This is a genomic window from Labrenzia sp. 5N (assembly GCF_012395805.1).
Classification (GTDB): domain Bacteria; phylum Pseudomonadota; class Alphaproteobacteria; order Rhizobiales; family Stappiaceae; genus Roseibium; species Roseibium algicola.
The window spans coordinates 851,470-872,954 of sequence record NZ_JAAZTM010000020.1; the positions used below are offsets into that span (position 1 = coordinate 851,470).

19 protein-coding genes and 1 pseudogene are annotated in these 21,485 nt (G+C 58.5%); 11 read left to right on the top strand and 9 right to left on the bottom strand.

Annotated features, from left to right (window positions below):
* Positions 1–17: 17 nt before the first annotated feature.
* Genes HEP89_RS24340 through HEP89_RS24350 form a run of 3 tightly spaced genes read left to right on the top strand, consistent with a single transcriptional unit; the run spans position 18 to position 2,350 of the window.
* Positions 18–317 (top strand): DUF3572 domain-containing protein, encoded by a 300-nt coding sequence (locus HEP89_RS24340; protein WP_168693250.1) that lies wholly within the window; start codon positions 18–20, stop codon positions 315–317.
* Positions 310–1,002 carry an HAD family hydrolase gene (locus tag HEP89_RS24345; RefSeq protein ID WP_023004045.1) on the top strand — a complete coding sequence of 231 codons (693 nt, stop codon included), beginning with the start codon at positions 310–312 and terminating at the stop codon, positions 1,000–1,002. Before HEP89_RS24340 ends, HEP89_RS24345 begins: the two co-directional genes overlap by 8 nt.
* A gap of 34 nt (positions 1,003–1,036) precedes the next feature.
* Positions 1,037–2,350 carry a DNA polymerase IV gene (locus HEP89_RS24350; protein WP_168693251.1) on the top strand — a complete coding sequence of 438 codons (1,314 nt, stop codon included), beginning with the start codon at positions 1,037–1,039 and terminating at the stop codon, positions 2,348–2,350.
* Positions 2,351–2,392: 42 nt separating this feature from the next.
* Here HEP89_RS24350 and HEP89_RS24355 read toward each other — a convergent pair whose 3' ends face one another.
* Entirely contained in the window at positions 2,393–3,265 is an 873-nt protein-coding gene (locus tag HEP89_RS24355; protein WP_209014816.1) for a cell envelope integrity EipB family protein, read from the bottom strand.
* Between the two features lie 276 nt (positions 3,266–3,541).
* On the opposite strand from HEP89_RS24355, the gene HEP89_RS24360 reads away from it, so the two are divergent.
* The 3 genes from HEP89_RS24360 (at position 3,542) to HEP89_RS24370 (ending at position 6,293) form a co-directional block, all read left to right on the top strand.
* On the top strand, positions 3,542–4,009 hold the full coding sequence (locus HEP89_RS24360; RefSeq protein WP_023004042.1) for a RidA family protein: 468 nt from the start codon (positions 3,542–3,544) through the stop codon (positions 4,007–4,009).
* Positions 4,010–4,096: 87 nt separating this feature from the next.
* Complete coding sequence (locus HEP89_RS24365; protein WP_023004041.1) at positions 4,097–4,876, top strand: glycerophosphodiester phosphodiesterase family protein; 780 nt, start codon at positions 4,097–4,099, stop codon at positions 4,874–4,876.
* A 91-nt stretch (positions 4,877–4,967) separates the two neighbouring features.
* A complete protein-coding gene (locus HEP89_RS24370; protein ID WP_197923287.1) occupies positions 4,968–6,293 on the top strand; it encodes a GNAT family N-acetyltransferase in 1,326 nt (441 codons plus the stop codon).
* A gap of 14 nt (positions 6,294–6,307) precedes the next feature.
* Here HEP89_RS24370 and HEP89_RS24375 read toward each other — a convergent pair whose 3' ends face one another.
* The 3 genes from HEP89_RS24375 to HEP89_RS24385 all read right to left on the bottom strand — a co-directional run bounded on the left by HEP89_RS24375 (position 6,308) and on the right by HEP89_RS24385 (position 8,679).
* Positions 6,308–7,162: a GNAT family N-acetyltransferase gene (locus HEP89_RS24375; RefSeq protein WP_168693252.1), complete on the bottom strand. Its 855-nt coding sequence runs from the start codon at positions 7,160–7,162 to the stop codon at positions 6,308–6,310.
* 127 nt (positions 7,163–7,289) lie between these two features.
* The gene (locus HEP89_RS24380; RefSeq protein ID WP_062489017.1) at positions 7,290–7,610 is read right to left on the bottom strand and encodes an antibiotic biosynthesis monooxygenase; all 321 of its coding nucleotides are present in this window, start codon (positions 7,608–7,610) and stop codon (positions 7,290–7,292) included.
* A 139-nt stretch (positions 7,611–7,749) separates the two neighbouring features.
* Positions 7,750–8,679 carry a LysR substrate-binding domain-containing protein gene (locus tag HEP89_RS24385; protein WP_062491721.1) on the bottom strand — a complete coding sequence of 310 codons (930 nt, stop codon included), beginning with the start codon at positions 8,677–8,679 and terminating at the stop codon, positions 7,750–7,752.
* 122 nt (positions 8,680–8,801) lie between these two features.
* Between HEP89_RS24385 and HEP89_RS24390 the strand changes: the two genes are divergently transcribed.
* From HEP89_RS24390 to HEP89_RS24400, 3 genes are all read left to right on the top strand, one after another.
* Positions 8,802–8,987, top strand: coding sequence for a YdcH family protein (locus HEP89_RS24390; RefSeq protein ID WP_031270751.1), 186 nt, complete (start codon positions 8,802–8,804; stop codon positions 8,985–8,987).
* A 32-nt stretch (positions 8,988–9,019) separates the two neighbouring features.
* Positions 9,020–9,223 (top strand): hypothetical protein, encoded by a 204-nt coding sequence (locus HEP89_RS24395; RefSeq protein WP_055653717.1) that lies wholly within the window; start codon positions 9,020–9,022, stop codon positions 9,221–9,223.
* 192 nt (positions 9,224–9,415) lie between these two features.
* Positions 9,416–10,243: a bifunctional allantoicase/(S)-ureidoglycine aminohydrolase gene (locus HEP89_RS24400; protein ID WP_168693253.1), complete on the top strand. Its 828-nt coding sequence runs from the start codon at positions 9,416–9,418 to the stop codon at positions 10,241–10,243.
* Between the two features lie 252 nt (positions 10,244–10,495).
* Here HEP89_RS24400 and HEP89_RS24405 read toward each other — a convergent pair.
* The 4 genes and pseudogenes from HEP89_RS24405 to HEP89_RS24420 all read right to left on the bottom strand — a co-directional run bounded on the left by HEP89_RS24405 (position 10,496) and on the right by HEP89_RS24420 (position 17,268).
* A pseudogene (locus HEP89_RS24405) lies at positions 10,496–13,600 on the bottom strand (efflux RND transporter permease subunit).
* A 33-nt stretch (positions 13,601–13,633) separates the two neighbouring features.
* The gene (locus HEP89_RS24410; RefSeq protein ID WP_168693254.1) at positions 13,634–14,728 is read right to left on the bottom strand and encodes an efflux RND transporter periplasmic adaptor subunit; all 1,095 of its coding nucleotides are present in this window, start codon (positions 14,726–14,728) and stop codon (positions 13,634–13,636) included.
* Between the two features lie 13 nt (positions 14,729–14,741).
* Complete coding sequence (locus tag HEP89_RS24415; RefSeq protein ID WP_023004031.1) at positions 14,742–15,305, bottom strand: TetR/AcrR family transcriptional regulator; 564 nt, start codon at positions 15,303–15,305, stop codon at positions 14,742–14,744.
* Positions 15,306–15,540: 235 nt separating this feature from the next.
* Entirely contained in the window at positions 15,541–17,268 is a 1,728-nt protein-coding gene (locus tag HEP89_RS24420; RefSeq protein WP_023004030.1) for an EAL domain-containing protein, read from the bottom strand.
* 77 nt (positions 17,269–17,345) lie between these two features.
* Here HEP89_RS24420 and HEP89_RS24425 point away from each other — a divergent pair, with 77 nt between their 5' ends.
* Positions 17,346–18,245, top strand: coding sequence for a sugar kinase (locus HEP89_RS24425; protein ID WP_023004029.1), 900 nt, complete (start codon positions 17,346–17,348; stop codon positions 18,243–18,245).
* 177 nt (positions 18,246–18,422) lie between these two features.
* Positions 18,423–19,598 (top strand): hypothetical protein, encoded by a 1,176-nt coding sequence (locus HEP89_RS24430; protein ID WP_023004028.1) that lies wholly within the window; start codon positions 18,423–18,425, stop codon positions 19,596–19,598.
* A 72-nt stretch (positions 19,599–19,670) separates the two neighbouring features.
* Here HEP89_RS24430 and HEP89_RS24435 read toward each other — a convergent pair whose 3' ends face one another.
* Positions 19,671–21,458 carry an ABC transporter ATP-binding protein gene (locus HEP89_RS24435; RefSeq protein WP_168693255.1) on the bottom strand — a complete coding sequence of 596 codons (1,788 nt, stop codon included), beginning with the start codon at positions 21,456–21,458 and terminating at the stop codon, positions 19,671–19,673.
* Positions 21,459–21,485 lie beyond the last annotated feature (27 nt).

A 21,485-nucleotide genomic window follows, 5' to 3' on the forward strand; every position in this document is an offset into this window, starting at 1 on the left:
AAAGGCAAAAAAACACAATGAAAAATGTACAGAGCAAGTCATTGTCCGTTGAAGAAGCACAAGGAATTGCTACTGAAGCCCTTCTCCAGCTCAGTCGAGACCCTGAACAGATCGGCAGGTTTCTTGCTTTTTCTGGAATTGGACCGGAAATGATTCGAGAAGCGGCGGGAGAACCGGGGTTTCTTGCCGGTGTGCTCGAGTTCTACATGATGGACGAAGCTCTGCTGCTTGCCTTTTGTGAAAATGCCGGAATACGGCCAACGATGATGGCCGCTGCACGCTACGCAATTGCCGGCGGAGACGAAGACCATGCCTGAACCGACGCAAGTGCTGCCCGAAGTTCTTGCGCAGATCCAGGCACTGCCTTTTTCGAACCGCCCTTTGATCATCTGCGATGTGGATGAAGTGATTTTGCATCTGATCGCTCATCTGGAAGACTATCTACACGCTCGTGACCTGGCTTTCCTGAAGTACGAGTACAGGCTGACCGGCAATATTGGCCGGCGGGACAACGGTGAGCCCCTGTCGTCCGACGACGTTCGCAGACTGCTTCTGGAGTTCTTCGACGAGGTCAGCCATCGTCAGGACATGGTCCCCGGTGCAGGCGATGCGCTCAATGCACTTGCACAGCAATGGGACGTTATCCTGCTGACCAATCTGCCCGGAGGTCACAACAAGCCGGTGCGGGAAAAGCTGCTCACCGGGCTCGGTATCACCTTTCCGTTGCTGACGAATTCCGGTCCCAAAGGTGGTGCGGTTGCAGCTCTGTCTCGTGGACGTCCGGAGCCGGTTGTCTTCATTGACGACAGTCCGACCAACCACACCTCCGTGAACGCGACCCTGCCGTCTGCTGTCCAGATACAGTTCATCGCAGACGCCAGATTTCTGCAGACCACTGAAAAGGCAGGTTACATCGATCTGTTGAGCAGCGATTGGCAGGAGACGGCCGCCTTTATCGGAGCTATTCTGCAGGGCTCGAACCGAAACCAGCAGAGCGGCTGATTGCCCATCCGCACCGCAGCCGATTGCCAACGCCGTGTCCCAACCCGTTCCGCCCTTACGTGCCCTTTGCCGAGACTGCGGTGCCCGCCTCGCCCCTTCGGCAGCCAGGTGCACCCGCTGCGGCAGCCCGAGGCTGGTCAAGCATCCGGAACTCGACACGCTGGCCATTGCCCACATTGATTGCGACGCCTTTTATGCTTCGATCGAAAAACGCGACAATCCGGAGCTGCAGGACCAGCCGGTAATCGTTGGCGGAGGTCAGCGCGGGGTGGTTTCCACATGCTGCTACATCGCCCGCATTTACGGTGTGCGGTCCGCAATGCCCATGTTCAAGGCGCTTGAGGCTTGCCCGCAAGCGATCGTGATCAAGCCTGACATGGCCAAATACGCGAGTGTCGGCAAGGCGATCCGTGAACGCATGCGTGCGCTCACGCCCCTGGTGGAGCCTTTGTCCATCGACGAAGCCTTTCTTGATCTGACGGGCACCGAACGCCTGCACAAGAAGTCTCCGGCGGAAACACTCGCCGGCTTCATACGCGACATGGAAGCCGATATCGGCATATCGGCGTCTGTCGGCCTTGCCCCCAACAAGTTTCTGGCAAAACTTGCGTCAGATCTCGAAAAGCCGCGTGGTTTCTCCGTCATCGGCGCAGCGGAAGCCGAAGACGTTCTGGCGGCCATGCCTGTGGGCCGCATCTGGGGGGTCGGCAAGGTGTTCCAGCAGAAACTGGAGAGGGACGGCATTCGGACAATCGGACAGCTGCAGGAAATGGAAGCTACGGATCTCGCCCGCCGATACGGCACCATCGGCCTGCGTCTGGCCCGTCTTTCGCATGGAGACGACAGCCGTGAAGTCACTCCTGAACGGGGTGCAAAAAGCGTTTCCGCGGAAACCACCTTCTTCACCGACATCTCGAGTTTCGATACCCTGCGCCCCATTCTCAGAAACCTGGCCGAGAAAGTGTCTGCGAGGCTCAAGAAGGCGGAACTCTCAGGGCGCGGTGTGACTTTGAAACTGAAAACCGCCGACTTCAAGACGATCACCCGCGCCAGGCATTTTTCCGATCCGACCCAATTGGCCGACAAGATCTACGCGGCGGGTGAAAATCTTCTTCAGATCGAAGCCGATGGCCGCCGTTTCCGGCTTATCGGCATAGGCGTCAGCGATCTGGAAAATGCGGACCGCGCCGATCCGAGAGACCTGCTCGACCAGTCGGCCGAACGACGGAAGAATGCGGAACTTGCCGTGGATCGGCTTCGGGACAAGTTCGGAACGTCAGCTGTCGAACTCGGCCTCACGCACGCAGCGCGCGCGGCGAAGGAAGCCAAGAAGCAGGGTGACAAGTAGTCCGCCTGTCACCCGATTATTTCAAGAAGCGGTCTTGCCCGGTTACTGCTGCGGGCACTCGGTCTCATCGTAAAGCTCCAGCGATGCCATCTTGCCCTGGATGGTGAAATCGCCGTAGTCGAGCTTCAGGTGTCCGCTGATGCCGTTTTCATACAGCCAGAATGACAGCTGATAGACCGGCAGAAGCTCTCCACTTGCGTCTTCGGCACTCGGGTCGAAGTAGGCGACGGTAACGGGCCAGTAGCCCTTGCCGGACAGCGGTGCATCCACGTGGTCAGCATCGGTTTTTGCGTCGTTGACGGCTTTGGCACCGATCACCGTCGTCGTGGCATAAACCTTTTCCCCGGTTTCGGCGCCGTCATAGATGTCGGCTGCAACAAAATGGACGCCCGCCTCGGCCGACTTCATGATCGTCAGAAGATGCTCCGTCGGAAACAGCACTTCCCGGCCAATCTCCAGCGATTTTTCCGAAGGTTCCTTCAGTTCGACAGTGCGTGCTTTCTTTCCGCTCCGTGCGGTTCCACGGGTCGCTTCGACCAGTTTCTGATCGACAAAGGTCTTGGAGAGGAACTGGTAGCTCTCGGCGCGTGGCTCTTCGAAGGAAGTCGTCTGCAGATCAGTGATCTGTGAACCACCGTCGGTATTCTGGAACTCGGTGACAAAGCGGAAGTTTACGCTGTAGCCCTCGCAGGCGCTTCCGGAGAAATCGTAGACCATGCGTCCGTTGAGGCCCGCGATCCCGGCTTGCTCCTCGCTGTCTCCCAGGTTCATGTCGTAAACGGCGCGATGGGGCACGAGTTTAAAGCCGACAGTGCCGCTCGCATCGGCGTCGGTCGCGCCAGACACCGCAAAAGCTGCGGCGGCCAAAACGATCGCACCAACGGTCGAGGACACTGACTTCGGAACGCATTGCATCAAAAAAACCTCATTCTCGTCCTGGTGGAAACGCCACCTGGACCGGTTCCACACATTATGCGGCAAACTGCACATTCCGCCACCGCGAATGTGCAGCCATGCCCCAAGCCCCGCTGGCCTGTTATTTCACAAATCGTCCTTCTCAAGTGGTGACCGTGGCAATCGAAACCAAGCTCCTCCACAGTTTCCTTTTACCGTACACACCCCATTTTGACCTTGTCACCTGTGACGAATTACGCCAAGACACGCCGAAAGCTCTCAAACTTGGAGACCCCCATGAGCAGCGCGATCGAAGCCCGGCTGAACGAACTTGGCATCACCCTTCCGGAAGCGGCGGCACCCGCGGCCAACTATGTGCCTTTCCTGCAGACCGGCAATCAGCTGTTCGTTTCCGGCCAGTTGCCGATGGCAGGCGGCAAGCTTCAGATCTCCGGCAAGCTGGGTGACGGTCTGGGCATCGACGAAGGCAAGGCCGCTGCCAAGCTGTGCGCCATCAACCTGCTTGCCCAGGCTAAGGCTGCCACCGGAAATCTCGACAAGGTTGCCCGACTGGTGAAGATCGTCGGCTTCGTGAACTCCACGGCCGAATTCGTCGACCAGCCGCAGGTCATCAACGGCGCATCCGACTTCCTGGTAGAAGCGATGGGCGAAAAGGGCCGCCATGCGCGCTCCGCCGTCAGCGCCGCGTCCCTGCCCTTCGGTGCTGCTGTCGAGATCGAAGCGATTTTCGAAATCGAAGACTGACTGATTGCGGGGAGCCAGGCCTCCCCCACACTCTTCCCGAAGCCTCACCGGCCGGTGAGGCATTTTCCTTCCTGACGAGCCCCCGCCATGACACCGGAACTCGAAGCCATCTTCGCCCGCCCGATCGCCCATCGGGGTTATCACGATGCCGACAACGGCGTCATTGAGAATACGCCTACCGCAATTCAGCATGCGATCGACAAGAATTTCGCGATCGAGGTGGATGTTCAGGAAACGGCAGACGGTGAAGCTCTGGTGTTCCATGACTACACGCTGGAGCGCCTTGCGGAGGGTACCGGCAGGGTTATCGATCTGGCCGCATCCGAGCTCACCAGCATTCACATGAAGACCGGAACAGACAAGCTCTGGCTCCTGAAGGACCTGTTCGATCTTGTCGACGGCCGCGTCCCCCTGGTGGTCGAGATCAAGTCGTTGATGCGCCGTGATGCGCAAATGGACTTTGTCCGGCACGTGACGGACCAGGTGGCGGGCTACAAGGGCCCTGCATGCATCAAGTCATTCGACCCGGACATGTTGTCCATTGCAAAGGCACGCAACGCCTCGGTACTGCGCGGTATCGTTGCCGATGGCGCCGAGCCCGGTCCTGACTATGCCCGCTACAGCCGTGTCGACCGGTTCATCCTGCGCCATATCCTGCATGCACCGCGCACGCGCCCGCATTTCATTTCCTACGGTGTCAAGGACCTGCCAAAGGCCGGACCCAGTCTGCTGCGCTCTGTGTTCAAGGTGCCACTGATGTCCTGGACGGTGAGGACCACCGAACAACGGGAAAAGGCCGATCGCTACGCAGACCAGATCGTTTTCGAGGGCTTTGATCCGGACAGGAGCGCAGCCCGTTCCCTTTAGAAATAACCATTACACGACATCAACCTCTTGCACTGCAAAATGCCAGCGCTACATCAAGAGTATGGTTTCAAACTTTGGTTTCTTCTGACGCATGACCTCCTCCCGGTCCACGGACGGCAACTCCCCGGCTACAGATGACGGCGGACAGACAGCGACCTTGCGAATCCTGTCTTCCTTGAAGGATGTCACTGCCTCCAACTGGGATCAGGTGGCCAATCCAGGCTGGCATCTTTCCGGACGGGGGCTCTTGAAGAAAGACCCGAAATGCGAGGCGCTGGCCGAGCTTTCCGGGGCACTTGGCGGCAGTTCCGAATTTGCCGGTGAGGACATCGATTTCAACCCGTTTCTGTCCCACGCTTTTCTGGAGGCTCTGGAGGCTTCCGGATGTGCAACGGAAGCGACAGGCTGGCTGCCCAGACACATGGTGCTGGAAGATAGCGGCGGCGAGATCCTCGGTGCCGTGCCGGCTTATCTCAAGAGCCATTCGCAAGGCGAATATGTGTTCGACCACGGTTGGGCCGACGCCTTCTACCGTGCAGGCGGTGACTATTATCCGAAACTTCAGATCAGCGTGCCCTTCACGCCGGCAACCGGACGCCGGTTTCTGACAGGTGCCGGTGTCAACCGTGAAGCGGGCCTGCAAGCGCTTGCCGCCGGTCTGGTACAGGTATGTCAGCGCTCCGGGGCTTCATCCGTGCATGCCACTTTCCTGACCAAACCGGAATGGGACAGTCTGGGTGAACTAGGATATCTGCAACGGACCGATCAGCAGTTTCACTGGGAAAACCACGGTTACGACAATTTCGATGGCTTTCTGGCAGATCTGGCGTCGCGCAAACGCAAGGCCGTCAAGAAAGAGCGGCGCGAAGCCCTGAGCGCTGAGGGCATTGAGGTGGAATGGGTTACCGGGTCCGATCTGACCGAGGCCCATTGGGACGCCTTCTACAAATTCTACATGGACACGGGTTCACGGAAGTGGGGCCGCCCCTATCTGAACAGAAAATTCTATTCGCTGATCAATGAGAGGCTGGCTGACCGCACCTTGCTGGTTCTTGCCAAACGGCATGGCCAATACATTGCCGGTGCCCTCAACTTCATCGGTTCGCACACCTTGTTCGGGCGCCATTGGGGCTGCACCGAGCACCACCCGTTCCTGCATTTCGAGCTCTGCTACTACCAGGCGATCGACTTTGCCATCGCCAACAAGTTGAAGCGCGTTGAAGCCGGCGCTCAAGGTGCCCACAAGCTGGCGCGCGGCTATTTGCCGACCACCACCTATTCCGCCCACTGGATCGCCCATGAAGGGCTACATCAGGCTGTCGCCGATTTTCTGGAACACGAACGCCTTGCCGTCGAACGCGAGAACGAGGCGCTGGCCGAACACGCACCATTCCGCAAGATCGACCAAGAGACCTGAACCTTGGTGTGCACTTAGCATTCAAGCCGCATTTCGTATTGTTGCAGCAGCTCTTCCGCACCTGACAGGCGCAGGAATGCGTTGGCGCTTTGCGCAGCCGTGTCGACGTTGACAAACCGCAGTTCTGACCCGCCCAGGGCCTCCATCAGCCCCTGCAACAAGGCTCGGCCAATGCCTTGGCGACGGTGGTTCTTGTGAACGGCAATCTGCGCGACCGCGCCATCGGCAAAACTCGCCCCCCACCCCAGAATTTCATCGTCCTGGCGAACAGCCAGAAGATGGATATCCGGGGTCAAACCACGAAGCCCGGCAATACTGTTCTGGGGGGTCGGCAAGGTATCGAAATAGGGGCCGGTATCATCAGGAAGATCGTTCAACCCGATCCGCTCCAGCACCCACTCTCCGACATGCGCCTTGAGCGCCTTGCTGTTCACGAGCCGAAAGACACCAAGTGTCCTTTCGCGGCGAAAGCCAAAGGCTTCATAAGCAGCAACCGCCTTTTCGTTTGTCGTGATGACCTCAAGCTGCAGGCCTTTCGCGCCGACCTCAAGCTGCTTTTCGAGGACCGCTGCAAGGAGCTTTCTCGACAGGCCTTTGCGACGATGCGCAGGACTGGTCCCGACGGACAACGTATAGGCCGTGTCGCCATAACTGGAGTTCGGCAAGCTCGAAAACCAGAAGGCTGCAATCTCTTCCCCTGCCATCGCCACGAAGGAATGCTCTGCCGAAAACCCGCGCTGGCGCTGAAACTCACGGAAATCCTTCTCGCTCAGATGCAGTGGCGTGACGTAATCCGAGAAAGCAATGTTCAAGGCCTCGCACAGCTGGTCAGCACCAAACGAGCGGCAATCGACAATCTGGTAGGACATGGAAGTTTCCGAAAAATGCGGGAAGTCTCGCAAGGAACCTCCGGTCCCTGTTCCAGGAGCCCGGAGCAATGTGCAACGCCGGTCCTTCATGACCGGCGCCATCACGATTTCTGCCATGAAGGTCAGGTCAGTCGTAGGCGTCCACGACGTCGTACATCACCGGTTCGAAACTCTTGCACAATGAACTGATACGCCGGTTGCGCTCTCGCATTTCCGGTGAACGCAACATGGCCAGAAAATCTTCCCGTCGGCGCCACTGCGAATAGTTGGCGATACGGGTTTGAGCATCGTTGACGTGCAGCCCGGCCCCAATGAAGCCCTGCTGATGGCTAATGAAATTCTCGTAGGCGTCCTTCAGTTCGTCCAGAAGGTCGTAGCATGTGCCCGGGGTCATTTCGAAAGTGGTAATGACGGTCTGGCAATCGCGGTCGCTTGAAATTTCAGGCATGGGGCTCTCCTCCTCCGCCGGTACCTCCGAGGCTGGCACGTTTTTAGCGGACCGGCAATATGGGGAGGATTACGTGGCACGGGGGACCATCAATTCTGCTTTACGGCTTTGCGCTTCCAATTACCTTTGTGAGCCTCTTTCAGGCCGGCTCGACACCCTCAACTTTCATGCTGTTCACCGCCTGGAGCGCTAGGGACAGCAGGTTTTCGAAATGGGTGGTTCGGGAAGACCCGCATCGCCAGACGAGGTACATCGTCCGGCGCATCGGCAAGCCCTCGATCTTCTTCAACAGAAGATCCGGCTCCTTTCCGAATTCGGACGCAATGTAAGCGGCGGGAAAGAGTGCCAGCCCCATGCCGATCGAAGCCATCTGGCGCAAGGCATCAAGGCTTGTGCCTTCATAGTCCTGCCGGAAGTCCGCACCCGCGGCATGTGCCAATGCCTGAACATCGTTGTGGAGGCGAAACCCCTGACCGAGTGCAAGCAGCTTCTCGCCGCGCAACATATCCACCGGGATCACTTCGACGCCAGCCAAGGGGTGCGACTTCGGCACGGCAAGTGAAACGCTTTCCCGGCACAGCACCTGTGCCGTCCACTGATCCGATGACGCAAAATCCGGTGTCAGAATGCAGTCGAGCGCACCGGACATCAGTCCCTCTTCCAGGAGATTGGGCCTGTCTTCGCGGATGTAGAGCTCGAGAAGCGGAAATTCACGTTTCAGGATTGGCAACAGGTAGGGCATGAAATACGGCCCGAATGTGGGCGAGACCCCAAGGCGGATCAGACCGCCGAGATTGGATTGCCCTGCCTGGGCGACAGTCACGATTTCGTCGAGATTCTCGAGGGTACGCCGTGCAAGCGGCAGCAGGCGCTCACCGGAGGCCGTCAGGCTGATCCCCCCACTGCCGCGCTCCAGCAAGGTGCAGCCAAGTTGCTCTTCAAGCAGCTTGAATTGCGCCGAAAGCGTTGGCTGCGAGACATGGCAGCGAGAGGCAGCCCTGCCGAAGTGCAAGGTTTCTGCAAGTGCAACGAAATAGTCCAGCTGCCGTGAAGATGGCCGAAACCGCATGTCGCCTCCCTGCATGATAGATAATTTCTATCAAATCAATCGAAACAATGTATTTCATCTATTCTCTCCTCGTATCCATATCAAGGGTGTCACAGACACAGCCCACGAAAGAGGAGCAGGCGATGTACAACAGACTGAAGTCGCTGCGCAGCCAGCACAACACCCTGGATTCCCTGATCCGCAGAGAGGAAATGCACCCTTATCCGGATACGCAGCACATACGGTCGTTGAAGAAATTCAAGCTTCGGTTGCGGGATGAGATTACCCGGATCGAGACCAACCTGAGCTCCTCTCAGCTGGTCTACTGACCGGCAACACAACGCCAATCGGGAGGTTTTGAATGAATCCGTTCCTGCCATTCTTTTCACCCTTTGCAGCCCTGCAGCGCACGCCTTCCAGACAGTCCCGCCTGAAGGATATCGATGCTCGCATGGCCTCGTTCTTGCGCGAGAAACAGACGTCGGGCGCCGCCTGCCCCAAGGTGCTCGACAACGTCAAGACCGCAAGGAGCACAGTCCAGCGCGAGATGGTCTCGGCACGTTAGAACCACGTCCCGAAAAGAGGACGGGTTCTTGGCCCCAACCGGATTTCCGCCATCCGGACCACGCTGACCATCCAGCTGGACATCCCGCCCGCAGGCCTCGCGGGCGGGTTTTCTTTTTCGTTGCCTTGCCGTAAGCCGCGCTTTCTAATTCAGATCGAAACAGTGTTTCGGCAACGGTTCAGGGAAACCCGCATGACCTCATCGCCCTACTACTCTCCAAGCGGCGGTCACCCGCCACAAACCCAGCTGCTGACCGACCGGGCCGTCTTCACAGAGGCTTATGCCGTCATCCCGAAGGGCACGATGCGTGACATCGTCACCAGTTATCTGCCGTTCTGGGAAAAGACCCGGCTTTGGGTGCTGTCACGCCCTCTCTCCGGATTTGCAGAGACCTTCTCCCAATACATCATGGAAGTGCAGCCGGGCGGCGGCAGCAGGAACCCGGAGCAGGACGCCGATGCAGAAGCGGTTCTCTTTGTGGTGCAAGGAAAACTGACGCTGACAATCGAGGGGACTGGGCACGTGCTGGAAGACGGCGGATACGCCTATCTACCGGCCGGTTGTGCCTGGACGGTCGAAAATTCGGCCGATGCTCCAGTCCGGTTTCACTGGATCCGGAAAGCCTATGAAGCAGTCGAGGGACTGGCTGCCCCGGATGCATTCGTAACGAACGAAAAACAGATCAAGCCGACCGAAATGCCGGGGACGGACGGTAAGTGGGCAACCACCCGTTTCGTCGCGCCGGAAGACCTGCGTCATGACATGCATGTGACCATCGTTACCTTCGAACCGGGTGCTGTTATCCCGTTTGCCGAAACCCACGTAATGGAGCACGGTCTTTACGTGCTGGAGGGCAAAGCCGTCTACAGGCTCAATCAGGACTGGGTCGAGGTTGAAGCCGGTGACTACATGTGGCTGCGCGCCTTCTGCCCGCAAGCCTGTTATGCCGGTGGGCCAGGCAAGTTCCGCTATCTGCTCTACAAGGATGTCAACCGGCACATGAAACTCAGTCGCGGCTGAAAGGCAGACTGAGAAAATGAGTCCGGATACGTCGACAAGATATTGATATCACGAGACTAGATGGCTCTGGAGAGCCATAGCGAAAACCGGAACAGCATTTCCGTGTTTCTTGCACTCCCTGGCGTAACGAGTTGGTCCCATGATCAAGCCATGGGGGGGCCGGTGTTGGTTGGCGTTGGGATGTCATTTGAGAGAAAGACAAAAGGCGGCTCGAAGGCCGCCTTTCAAGTTCGTGAGTGACCGCGTCCGGGGTTACTTGGCCGGAACAGCATCCGCCGGAACTGACGGCTCCGCCTTCGTCTTGTTTTTCTTCGGCGGGCGAACCCGGAAGAACAGGGCATAGAGCACGGGTGCGGCAATCAGGGTCAGCACGGTGGCAAACGCCAGACCGCCCATGATCGTCACTGCCATGCCCCGGAAGAAGGCATCCGACAGGAGCGGTGCCATGCCGAGGATGGTGGTAATCGCCGCCAGCATCACCGGCCGCATACGCGAGACGCTTGCATCGACGATTGCCTGGTATTTGTCCCTGCCCTCGCCAATCAGAAGATCGATCTCTTCCAGAAGCACGATGGCATTCTTGATCAGCATGCCGGAAAGCGACAGGAAGCCAAGCAGCGACATGAAGCCGAAGGCTGTGTCCGTGGCGAGCAAGGCAATGGCAACACCATTGATCGACATGGGCACCATCAGCCAGATGATCAGCGGCTGCCGCACGGAGCCGAACAGCAGGATCGAGATGATCAGCATGACCAGGAAACCGAGCGGCAACTGCGCACCCAGGGACTCCTGCGCATCGTTGGTGCTTTCATATTCACCGCCCCACTCCAGCGCATAGCCCGGCGGCAGCTCAATGGCCTCGATTTGCGGACGGACCCTTGCAAGAGCAGCAGTCGCGGTTTCGCCCGCAGTCGTCTCAGCCTTCACCGTAAGCGTGCGCACGCGATCACGGCGATGGATGAGCGTATCCTGAGGCTCCATCACGAATTCCCGCACAACCTGCTCGATCGGCACATAGCGGCGTTCATTGCTGCTCAGGACCAGGGAGTCCGACACGCTCTCGTTGACGGAGATGCCGTTCTGTTCGGCCTTGCGGGCGACAATCGGAATGCTCTCGTCGACATCGCGGTAGGAGCCGACACGAATGCCTTCAGTCGAAAACTGCAGGGCGACTGACAGCTCCTCGCGGGTCACGCCGGAAATTCGGGCGCGGTCTTCATCGAAGATCGGCCGCACGACAAGTTCGCGCTGGCGCCAGTTCGTGTTGACGTCTGCAAGCTTGTTGTCAGGCATCGCGAAGACCGCCTGCGCCTCGTTGCCGAGCCGCTTGAGCTCATCCGCATCCGGACCGGAGAACCGTGCCTCGATCTTGGCACCGCCACCGGGACCGAACACCAGGCGCTTGGTGATGATCTGAGCTGACGGGAAACGTTCGGCGAACTGCTCCCTCAACTCAAGCGCCAGCATGTCGATCTCTTCACGATCATGCGTCCGGATGATCATGTGGCCATAGGCCGGGTTGGCGTCTTCCGGTGCGTAGGTCAGCATGAAACGCGTTGCACCACCGCCCGCAAAGCTTGTGACAGTTGCCACCCGCTCATCCGAAAGGACGATTTTCTCCATTTCCTTCAGGTCCGCCTCGGTCGACCGGATATCGGTTCCCTGGGGTGACCAGTAGTGGACATAGAAGATCGGTGTGTTGCTGTCCGGAAAGAAGGCCTGTTTCACGTTGCCGAAGGCCATGACACAGACAACCGTGATCCCGACAAGTGCGGCAACGGTCAGCAGCCGCACATGCAGGGAACCGATCAGTATCCCGCGATAGGCCTTGTAGAGAATGCCCTTGTAAGGGTCATGATCGTCCAGATTGCCGGTGGCGGTTCTGAAGAAGTACTTGCCGAACAGCGGGGTCACCGTGATCGCGAAGACCCACGACAACAGCAGCGATATCCCGATCACGGCAAACAGCGAGAACAGAAACTCACCGGTAGCATCCGGCGACAGGCCGATGCCGGAAAATGCCATGATGCCGATGACGGTCGCCCCCAGCAGGGGCCACATGGTCTGAGCGACGACGCGGCTGGCTGCCTCAATCGCCTTCTGGCCACGCTGCATGTTGATCATCATGCCTTCCGCCACGACGATGGCGTTGTCCACCAGCATGCCCATGGCAATGATAAGCGCACCGAGCGAGATGCGCTCCATCTCGATGGCGAAGATGCGCATGAACAGAACGGTGGCCATCACGGTCAACAGAAGCACTGTGCCGACCACGATTGCCGCGCGCCACCCCATGAACAGCGCTAGAACACCGATCACGATGACGACGGAGGCCGCAAGGTTCATGATGAAGCCGTTTACGGATTCATCGACCACGATATTCTGCTCGTAGATGGGATGGATCTGCATGCCGACCGGCAATTGCGCTTCGACGGCGGCAAGCTTCTCGATCACCCGTTCGCCGACTTCGACAATATTGGTGCCATCGACCTGAGACACGCCGATCGTCACTGCCGCGTGACCATCATGGCGTATCAACCTGTCCGGCCTCTCCGGCTCGCCCAACTCCAGCGTCGCGATGTCGGACAGGCGGATCATTGCCGTCGACCCTGCCCTGCCGATGACGAGATCCTGAATGCCGCGGAAGTCGTCAAAGGCGGAAGCCGTCATGAGGCGAATGCGTTTGTCACCTGAAACACCCGACCCGTTGGTCTGAATACGGTTTTCCGCATCCAGCACACCGATCACGTCGGTGAAGGTGATGCCGAGCCCAGCCATCTTGTCCTGATTGACATTCAGGTAGATGACATCCTGCGGTTCGCCGGCAACTTCCACCTTGCCGACCCCGGGAACCGTCAGGAGTTCGCGCCGGATACGCTTGACCGTGTCGCGAATGTCCCGGTTGGTATAACCGTCGGCAGTGAAGGCGTAGAAAAGACCATAAACATCGCCGAAATCGTCATAGACCAGCGGCGTTCCCGCCCCTGTCGGCAGGTTCCGGACCTCGTCATTGACCTTGCGCCGCAATTAGTCCCAGACCTGAGGCAATTCCTCGCCGTCGTAGGTTGGTTTGATTTCGACGCTGATGCGCGACAAGCCGGGCTCCGACACGGATGTGATCAGATCCAGTTGCGGCATCTGCTGGATGGCCGTTTCAAGGTTTTCGGTAATTTCGTTTTCGACTTCAGCCGCAGTTGCGCCTGGATAGCTGGTGATCACCTGAGCCTGCTTGATGGTGAACGCAGGATCTTCCAGCCGCCCCACGGTGGACAGGCCCCAGAGCCCGCCCAGAAGCGACATGATCACGATCATCCAGGTGTTGACCGGCTTTTGAATGGAGTAGCGTGCAATATCCAAGGTTTCTGATCCTCTTGCCTGTCCGGAACCGGATCAGTTCAAACGCCGCACGACCTGGCCGTCGCTGAGATAGGCGACGCCGGCGGAAACGATGTCATCGCCTTTGTCCAGGCCGGAGCGGACCGGAATGAAGTCGCCCATGACCGTGCCGATTTCGACCGGGTTCTTGGACACGGCGCCTGTATCTGTATCGAATTTCCAGACGTAGGCGCTGCCATCACCGTCGACGGCAATTGCACTTGAAGGCACCAGGAACTGTTCTCCCAGTTCCAGACCTTCCGGTAGAAACTTCACGGTGACAGAAGCCGTCATGCCGGGTGACAGCTGCTCTGCGCCGTCGCGAGGCATGGCAAGGGTGATACGATAGGTTTGCGCCACATCATCGACCTGGCTGGAATGCTCGCGGTAGGTCAGCGGAAACAGCTTGTCGCCATAGGCCGGGAACCTTGCCTCGATCGAGGCCACTTCAGACTCGGAAACCCGTCCGAACAGCGCCTCGGCAACGTTGATGTCCACCTGCACTTCCGACACATCGTGAAGCCGCACAACCGGTGTGCCGACACTGACCGTGGTGAAATTGTCGACCAGTCGTACAGAGACGATCCCGTCGAAAGGTGCTTTCAACGTGGTGTATTCGAGGTTCTGCTTGGCTTCCTTCAACGTCTCAAGCGCAAGGTCGTGCTTGTTCTTCTGCTCGTCGTAGGCGGACTGTGAGATCACGGAGCGTTCGCGCAGGGTTTCCAACCGGTCGAGTTCCCTCTTTGCCTGCTCGGCATTGATCGTCGCCTCGCGGACGGCACGGTCGTAGTCAGTCGTGTCCAGCGTGGCGATCAGGTCGCCCTCTTTCACGCGCTGGCTCTCCAGAACCGGAAGCGCCACAAGCTTGCCCGGCACCTGAAAGGACAGGTCGACGGTCTTTACCGCCGCAACCCGGCCCGCGAACCGCCGCTCCAGCAGACCTATCTGGTCTGTCACCGTAAAGATTTTCGCAGGTCTCGGCGCGGCGTGAAGCTTTGCTTCTGCTTCGGAAACCGGATCAACTGCGTCTTCCTGGCAGGCTGCGAGCATCCCCGCAGCAAACAGGAGGGCGACCCAACGGCGGATTGGGGCTTTGTGAAGTGCCAGCATTTGGTCTTCCGTTCTAGTCTTGGAGTTGGGTCAGACGCTTGCGCAGTTCCTGAAAAACCAGCGCGCGTTCTTCATCTGTGAAAATCGTGACGCAATGCGCCTCGGAGAAATGCAGACCTTCCAGGCACGCCCAGATTGCCCAGGCTTTGCCGCGGTCGGAAAGTTCGGCTTCGATGGCCGCCTTCATACGGGATTTCACGCCCATGAAGGGTTCACTCAGGTCGGGACGGTCTGCTTTCGTGGCCAGCATGGCCTGCGCAAGATCCCGCTGCTCACTCAGCCAGCCTTCGGTGACTTCGATCATGGCGCTCAAGGTCGGGCATTCGGAAGAAAGGTTCCGCTCCCGCGCAGCGGACACTTCGGCTTCGAACTGGCCCGCAAGGAATTCCACCATGCCTGTAATCAGCGCGTCCTTGGTGGGAAAGTTGTAGAGCACCCCACCCTTCGAAAAGCCGCTTTCCTCGGCAACGGCATCCATGGTGAGGCTTTGCGCTCCCGAGCGTCTCACGACTTCGAGTGCAGCCTTCAGTATTTCCGATTTTGATTCATGCGAGTTGCGTGTCGAACGCGCGGCCATTTCTATACCGTCCAGTCAGTACAGTTTCGCGCTATTTATACCGTCCAGCCGGTACAGACAAGAGGGCACACTGGCATAAGTTCGCCAGCTTTTTCATCCAGCACTCACTCGAAGCGTGTCCAGGCAGCCGGACACCCCAAAAACTGGCATGGGCAAGAGCCTGTGCCAACAGACAGAACCTGATTTTTTTCGAGATCGATCCAGGTAAAAAACAGGAGCCAGCCGGGAGCCCGGATCAGGCTGCAGCGTTCTTGCGCATTGCAGCTTCGTTTGCCGCCTGTTCTGCGGCGGCAGCTTCCGCTGCAAGCCGCGAACGCTCATTGGCTTCTTCATCGGTACGTTCTGCAAAGGCGATGAATTCATCGGCCGGCATGGGGGCTGCGAAGAAGTACCCCTGGGCAGCGGTAACGCCAAGTTCAAGCAACCGGTCGATCTGCTCTTCCATCTCGACACCTTCGGCAATGATGCCCATGCCCAGATTGTCGGCCAGTTCGACCATGGAATCGACGATGGTCGTCGAGTTGTCGTCCGACCCGATGGTATCGATGAACATCTTGTCGATCTTGATGATGTCGACGCCCAGCTTCTGCAGGTACGCCATGCCGCCGTGGCCGGTGCCAACGTCGTCCAGCGCCACACGCACACCCAGGGCCTGCAGTTCCGCGATGATCTTGCGGGCGAGTTCCATATCTTCCAGCGGATGGCGTTCGGTCACTTCCACGACGATCTGCTGGAAGGAAATCCGGGACTTTTCGAAGATCGAACGGATGTCGGAAATGATTTCGCGATCCAGGAAGTGACCCGCGAATAGGTTGATCGACAGCTTCAAGTCCGGGTTGTCGCCATAAAGGTCGCCGATTTCCTCCGACGACACGCGCATCATGTGGCGGGTCATATCGAAGATATGGCCGTTGTTTTCCGCATAAGCCATAAACTGGCCCGGCGAAACGATCATGCCGTTTGGACGGCGCCAGCGCATCAGGATCTCGCAGCCGCGCAACCGGCCACTCTCGATATCCATGACAGGCTGATAATAGGGAATGAATTCGCCATTGCGGATCGCGGCGATGAATTCGTCGTCGGCCTCCCGCTCCGGACGCCAGGACAACCAGACGCCGATGGCAACGAACAGAAGTGCAATGCCGGCACAGGCGGCGGCCGCAACAACCTTCAGATCCTGCACGACATTGCCGGCGGCCGAAATCGGTGCGGTGATCGTCGCGACCAGCGGATAAAGCTGCGAGGAGACCTCGACAGACAGGATTTGCGAAGGATCGGTCGCCTCGGAGTTATAGCCGCCGATACTGTACCAAAGCAGATTGTTGCCGAGGCGCAGTTCGGCTCTGCGATAGGAGCGCAGATATTCCGGGCCGGGATCGATGGCAATGACGGCGGGCGTCACTTCCGCGAACAGACGGGTCTGGTCCTTGAGATCCCAGCTGATTACCGCTGCGCGAGCCCCGAGGTAGTTGCGGTCCAGCATGCCGATACCGACCAGCGGACCGTCTTCGCGCATTGGAGGAAGAACGACCTTGCCGGCCAGATCTCGATCCGGAATGATGCACATGCGTTGACCGGCCGCGTCCGCCAGCCCGATGGCGTCGATCATGCCGTGCTCGACGATCTGTTTTTCGTAGATACCCCGGTCTTCGGCGCTACAGGTTTGCACGTCGTCACGGTCCAGTCGCTGCAGCAGGGAGACGGTCGTGGAAATTGCCTCTTCGGCGCGATGGATGGCCACATTTCCCATGGCTTCCATTTCGACGACGGCGCGGCGTTCCGCATATTGGTTGAGGATGACGTTGATCGCAAAAAGCGGAGCAGTCGCCAGCGCAAGGGCGATCAGCACCGTTTTTACAAAACCAACATAGCGGAAAGACAAGTCGCAGGCCTGTTCGTGAATAAACTCTTTCTGACCATGGCTGATCTGGGTAAACAAGGACTGAAGATTCAGCAGTTTCATTCAGATCAAAGCGACCTGCCTCATTGCCGTGTTAGCTGCAGGACAGACGAGAAAAAGCCGGACTTCGGGAGGGTTACATGCAGGCATTGTTTATTGGACAAGCCTATATCGACGTTACGTTTTTGACCGACCAGCTGCCGACGGGCGACGAAAAGACAATTGCCCGGGATTACGCGATCAGTTTCGGCGGCAATGCCGTTACAGCGGCGTTCTGCTGCGCCAAACTGGGTGGCAAGCCGGAACTGTTATGTTCGCAGGCGGATGACTGGCTGGCGCGGATGTTCCTGGACATGGCCGCGGCCTACGGCATTTCCATTCACGGGCGCAAGGTGCGCGAGAGTTCGCTCTCCTTCATCATGCCGAAGGGTGGCAAGCGTGCCATCGTGCGCTGCCGCGACAACGAGTTCCTGCATCCTTTCCCTCCCCTCACGCTTACCGGCATGAAGGCATTGCATCTGGATGGCCACATGCCGGATGCAGCCCTCCACTATGCGACCACATGCAAGAACCTCGGCATTCTGACGTCTCTCGACGGAGGTGCGGTGCGCGAGAACACGGACGAGCTTTTGAACCAGATCGACATTGCGGTCGTTTCCGAACGGTTCTGCCAGCAGCTTGGCATGTCGACCGGCGAGACCCTGGCGTATTTGCGTACCAAGAACTGTCCTGTCGGCGCTGTCACGCTCGGCGACGAAGGCATGGTCTGGTACGAAGCCGGCGGTCCGGACAAGGTTATGCCGGCCTTGAATGTACCCTTGTCGAAAGTGGTCGATTCCAATGGGGCCGGCGATGTGTTTCACGGCGCCTATGTGGCATCCTACCTGCAATGGCCGGAAAGAAGCTGGGATCAACACTTCCGCTTTGCACGTGGTGCCTCGACCCATGCGATCCAGCACCTGGGCAACGAAGCCAGCCTGCCGACACTGGAAGACATCGAACGCGCCAACAGCACCTTCCTGGAAAAGGCAGCTGCCTGACACAATCAACCCCGGTAAAGCACTGGCGACAAGGCCTTCGCGTTTCAACCGGGGAAAGTGTGACGCAGGACATATTTTGTTCGAATAAGCCCGGCTATTGCTTCAACCGGCTTTCGCCTTGCCACACTGTGGAACTTACCCCAGAGTGGGACCACCTCTATTTCGTGGAGATTTTCAATGATGTTTTCCCGTTCGCCCCGGATCGCAGCCGGTCTGACAGCCGCTGTCAGTCTGCTCGCTCTACAAGCCTCTCCGGCTCTTGCCTTCGATCCGTCCGGGAACGAGATTGCCGACGCGTTCCTGTCGCTGCTGGACGCTGAAAAAGGCACCGTCGAGAGCTATGGTTCGGTTGACGAAGCAGGTGGCGCCGTCACGCTCAGCGACATCGTCATCAGCAAGGAAGACGAGGAAGGCGCGAGCGTCACCATCGCTTCCACCGTCCTGACAGGCGGTGAAATCCAGGCTGACGGCCGGCTCAAACTGGCAAGTCTCGACATGAGCAACCTTCAGCTCACGGCGGAGGACGGTGGCATGTCGCTGGCAGACCTCAAGGTTACGGAACTTCTCTTGCCCACGCCGGAAGAAGCTGCGTCCGATACGCCGCCGGTCGGGCCCGGCTACAAGACGTTTGAAGCCAACAGCATCCAGATCCGCGATGAAGACAACCAGATTGCCGACATCGTAAAAATCTCCTCTTCGATCGATGCCATGGACGGCGATCTTCCGACGGCCGGCAGTTTCGCCGTGACCGGCGCCACGATTGATGTGAAGGAACTGGAATCGAAGGAAACCAAGTCCCTCACGGATCTCGGTTATGAAACCCTGACTGTTGATGTTGCCGGTTCAGGCAAATGGGATCCGGAAGCAGCCACGCTTGTGGTGCCGGAACTCAAGATCGATGCCAAGGAAGCCGCCAGCCTGTCGCTTTCCTTCTCCATGGGCGGGGTTACCCGGGAAGTGGTCACCCAGCTCAACGAAAAGTCGGAGAAGCCGGAAGAAGCGATGGCGCTTCTGCAGAACGTGACCATCGAAAATGCCAAGATCCGGCTGGATGACGCCTCTTTGACCGGACGCGTTCTGGATCAGGAATCGAAAAAGGCCGGTGTTGACACGCCGACCTATGTAGCTGGCCTCACCGGCACGCTGCCGATGATGCTTGGCATGCTGCAGAACAAGGAACTGGAAGGCAAGGTCGCTCAGGCTGTGACCCAGTTCCTGAACACCCCAGGCTCGCTGGAACTGACGGCGGCACCCGGTGCGCCGGTTCCCCTGTCCCAGATCATGGGAACGGCGATGTTCGCGCCCCAGATGATCCCGCAGATCCTTTCGGTCGGCATCACCGCCAACCAGTAACTCTGCCTTCAAACAGCAAAAAGCCCGGACCTTGTCCGGGCTTTTCTTGTTTGTGCGTTCAAGAATGCAGGTTTACTCGGCTGCCTCGTTCCGGCTCTGGAACTGCAGTTCGCACAGGCGCCGATATATGCCGTCGTGCTCGAACAATTCGTCATGCGTGCCGCTTTCAAGGACGCGGCCCCTGTCCAGAACGAGTATCTTGTGCGCGTGGCGAACCGTGCTGAGCCGGTGGGCGATCACAAGCGTCGTGCGGCCTTCCATCAGTGTTTCGAGCGCGGATTGGATCTTGGCCTCGGATTCCGCGTCGAGAGCGGAGGTCGCCTCGTCCAGCAACAGGATCGGCGCATCAAGCAGCATGGCGCGCGCGATGGCAACCCGCTGACGCTGACCGCCGGACAACCGGCCGCCACCGTCGCCTGCCAATGTGTTGTAGCCTTCGGGCAATTCGAGGATGAAGTCATGGGCGTTTGCCGCCTTTGCCGCCGCCTCGATCTCTTCCTGCGTGGCATCGGGCCTGCCGATTGCGATGTTGTCGCGGATGCTGATGTTGAAGAGGTAGGAGTCCTGACTGACGTAGGCAATGTTACGGCGCAGGGAACTCATCGTCACCGATTTGATCGGCTGGCCGTCAACGCAGATCGTACCTTGCTGCGGATCGTAGAAACGCTCGATCAAGGCAAAGACCGTTGATTTCCCGGCGCCGGATGCACCAACCAGTGCCGTTGTCTTGCCGCCCTCAGCCGTCAAGGTCAGCCCGTTCAGGGCAGCACCTTCGCCATAGGAGAACTTGACGTCCTTCAGTTCGATCTGCCCGCTATCAACCTTGAGGTCCGGTGCATTTTCGACCTGCTCCAGGTCCGGCTGCTCGTCGATCAATTCGTACATCAGACGAACCCCGACCAGTGCCTTGCTGAGATTGACATTCAGGCGGGCCAGACGGCGCGCCGGATCATACGCAAGCAACAGGGCGGTGATGAATGCGAAAAACGCGCCGGGATCCTTGCCCAGTTCCACCACCGAATATCCACCGTAGAAGATAACCAGTGCGATCGCGAACCCGCCGAGGGATTCCATCAGCGGGGATGTCCGCGCCGTTAGCGCCGCAATCTTGTTGGACTGGCGTTCGACTTCAGAGACGGATGTCGCCATCCGCTGCTGCATCGTCTGCTCCATTCGGAAAGCCTTGACGATGCGAATACCCAGCACGGTTTCCTGCAGGGTCGAGCCGATCTCGGCGTTCGAAACCACCTGCCGCTTGGCGTAGGTCTTCACCCGCTTGACCAGAAAACTGACACCGACGACGATCGGCGGCATGATCACCAGTGCGAGCAGGCTCATCAGGGGATCCTGGACAATCATCACGCCGACGAGACCGATCAGGGTCAGAATATCCCGGCCAAGGCTGAGCACGATCATGTCGATGACCGAACGGGCACTGCCCGCACCCGTGTTCACGCGAATGCCCAGTTCCGGCAGGGACATCCGGTCGTAATAGGCCTGGTCCTGCATGGTCAGCCGCTTGAACAAGCGGTTCTGAAGGTCGGCAACAATCGCATTGCCTACCCTTGAGAGAACAACCATCTGACCGTAGGTCGAAGCGCCCTTGAGGGTGAAGATGCAGATGACCGCTCCGGCGATGACATAGATCATCGCCTTGTCGCGGTTGATGAACACCTCGTTGATGACATCCTTCATGATCCAGGCACTTGCGGCGGTCGTCGCCGCTACCATGCCCATGAAAACGAAGGCCACCATGTAGCGTGGTATGTAGGCCCGGAGATTTTCGCTCAACAGGCGCTTGATGACTTGGACCGTGCCATCCGGATCGTTCCAGATCTCCCATTTTGCAGGGTTGAGCACTGTAAGCCGCCTTTCCAAAAACTCGCT

Excerpts from the sequence above, each read along its gene's own strand:
- HEP89_RS24365 (WP_023004041.1), top strand. The coding sequence starts at position 4,097 with ATGACACCGGAACTCGAAGCCATCTTCGCCCGCCCGATCGCCCATCGG.
- HEP89_RS24385 (WP_062491721.1), bottom strand. The coding sequence starts at position 8,679 with ATGCGGTTTCGGCCATCTTCACGGCAGCTGGACTATTTCGTTGCACTT.
- HEP89_RS24420 (WP_023004030.1), bottom strand. The coding sequence starts at position 17,268 with ATGAAACTGCTGAATCTTCAGTCCTTGTTTACCCAGATCAGCCATGGT.
- HEP89_RS24360 (WP_023004042.1), top strand. The coding sequence starts at position 3,542 with ATGAGCAGCGCGATCGAAGCCCGGCTGAACGAACTTGGCATCACCCTT.
- HEP89_RS24410 (WP_168693254.1), bottom strand. The coding sequence starts at position 14,728 with ATGCTGGCACTTCACAAAGCCCCAATCCGCCGTTGGGTCGCCCTCCTG.
- HEP89_RS24380 (WP_062489017.1), bottom strand. The coding sequence starts at position 7,610 with ATGCCTGAAATTTCAAGCGACCGCGATTGCCAGACCGTCATTACCACT.
- HEP89_RS24345 (WP_023004045.1), top strand. The coding sequence starts at position 310 with ATGCCTGAACCGACGCAAGTGCTGCCCGAAGTTCTTGCGCAGATCCAG.
- HEP89_RS24340 (WP_168693250.1), top strand. The coding sequence starts at position 18 with ATGAAAAATGTACAGAGCAAGTCATTGTCCGTTGAAGAAGCACAAGGA.
- HEP89_RS24400 (WP_168693253.1), top strand. The coding sequence starts at position 9,416 with ATGACCTCATCGCCCTACTACTCTCCAAGCGGCGGTCACCCGCCACAA.
- HEP89_RS24375 (WP_168693252.1), bottom strand. The coding sequence starts at position 7,162 with ATGTCCTACCAGATTGTCGATTGCCGCTCGTTTGGTGCTGACCAGCTG.
- HEP89_RS24395 (WP_055653717.1), top strand. The coding sequence starts at position 9,020 with ATGAATCCGTTCCTGCCATTCTTTTCACCCTTTGCAGCCCTGCAGCGC.
- HEP89_RS24425 (WP_023004029.1), top strand. The coding sequence starts at position 17,346 with ATGCAGGCATTGTTTATTGGACAAGCCTATATCGACGTTACGTTTTTG.
- HEP89_RS24370 (WP_197923287.1), top strand. The coding sequence starts at position 4,968 with ATGACCTCCTCCCGGTCCACGGACGGCAACTCCCCGGCTACAGATGAC.
- HEP89_RS24430 (WP_023004028.1), top strand. The coding sequence starts at position 18,423 with ATGATGTTTTCCCGTTCGCCCCGGATCGCAGCCGGTCTGACAGCCGCT.
- HEP89_RS24415 (WP_023004031.1), bottom strand. The coding sequence starts at position 15,305 with ATGGCCGCGCGTTCGACACGCAACTCGCATGAATCAAAATCGGAAATA.
- HEP89_RS24390 (WP_031270751.1), top strand. The coding sequence starts at position 8,802 with ATGTACAACAGACTGAAGTCGCTGCGCAGCCAGCACAACACCCTGGAT.
- HEP89_RS24355 (WP_209014816.1), bottom strand. The coding sequence starts at position 3,265 with ATGCAATGCGTTCCGAAGTCAGTGTCCTCGACCGTTGGTGCGATCGTT.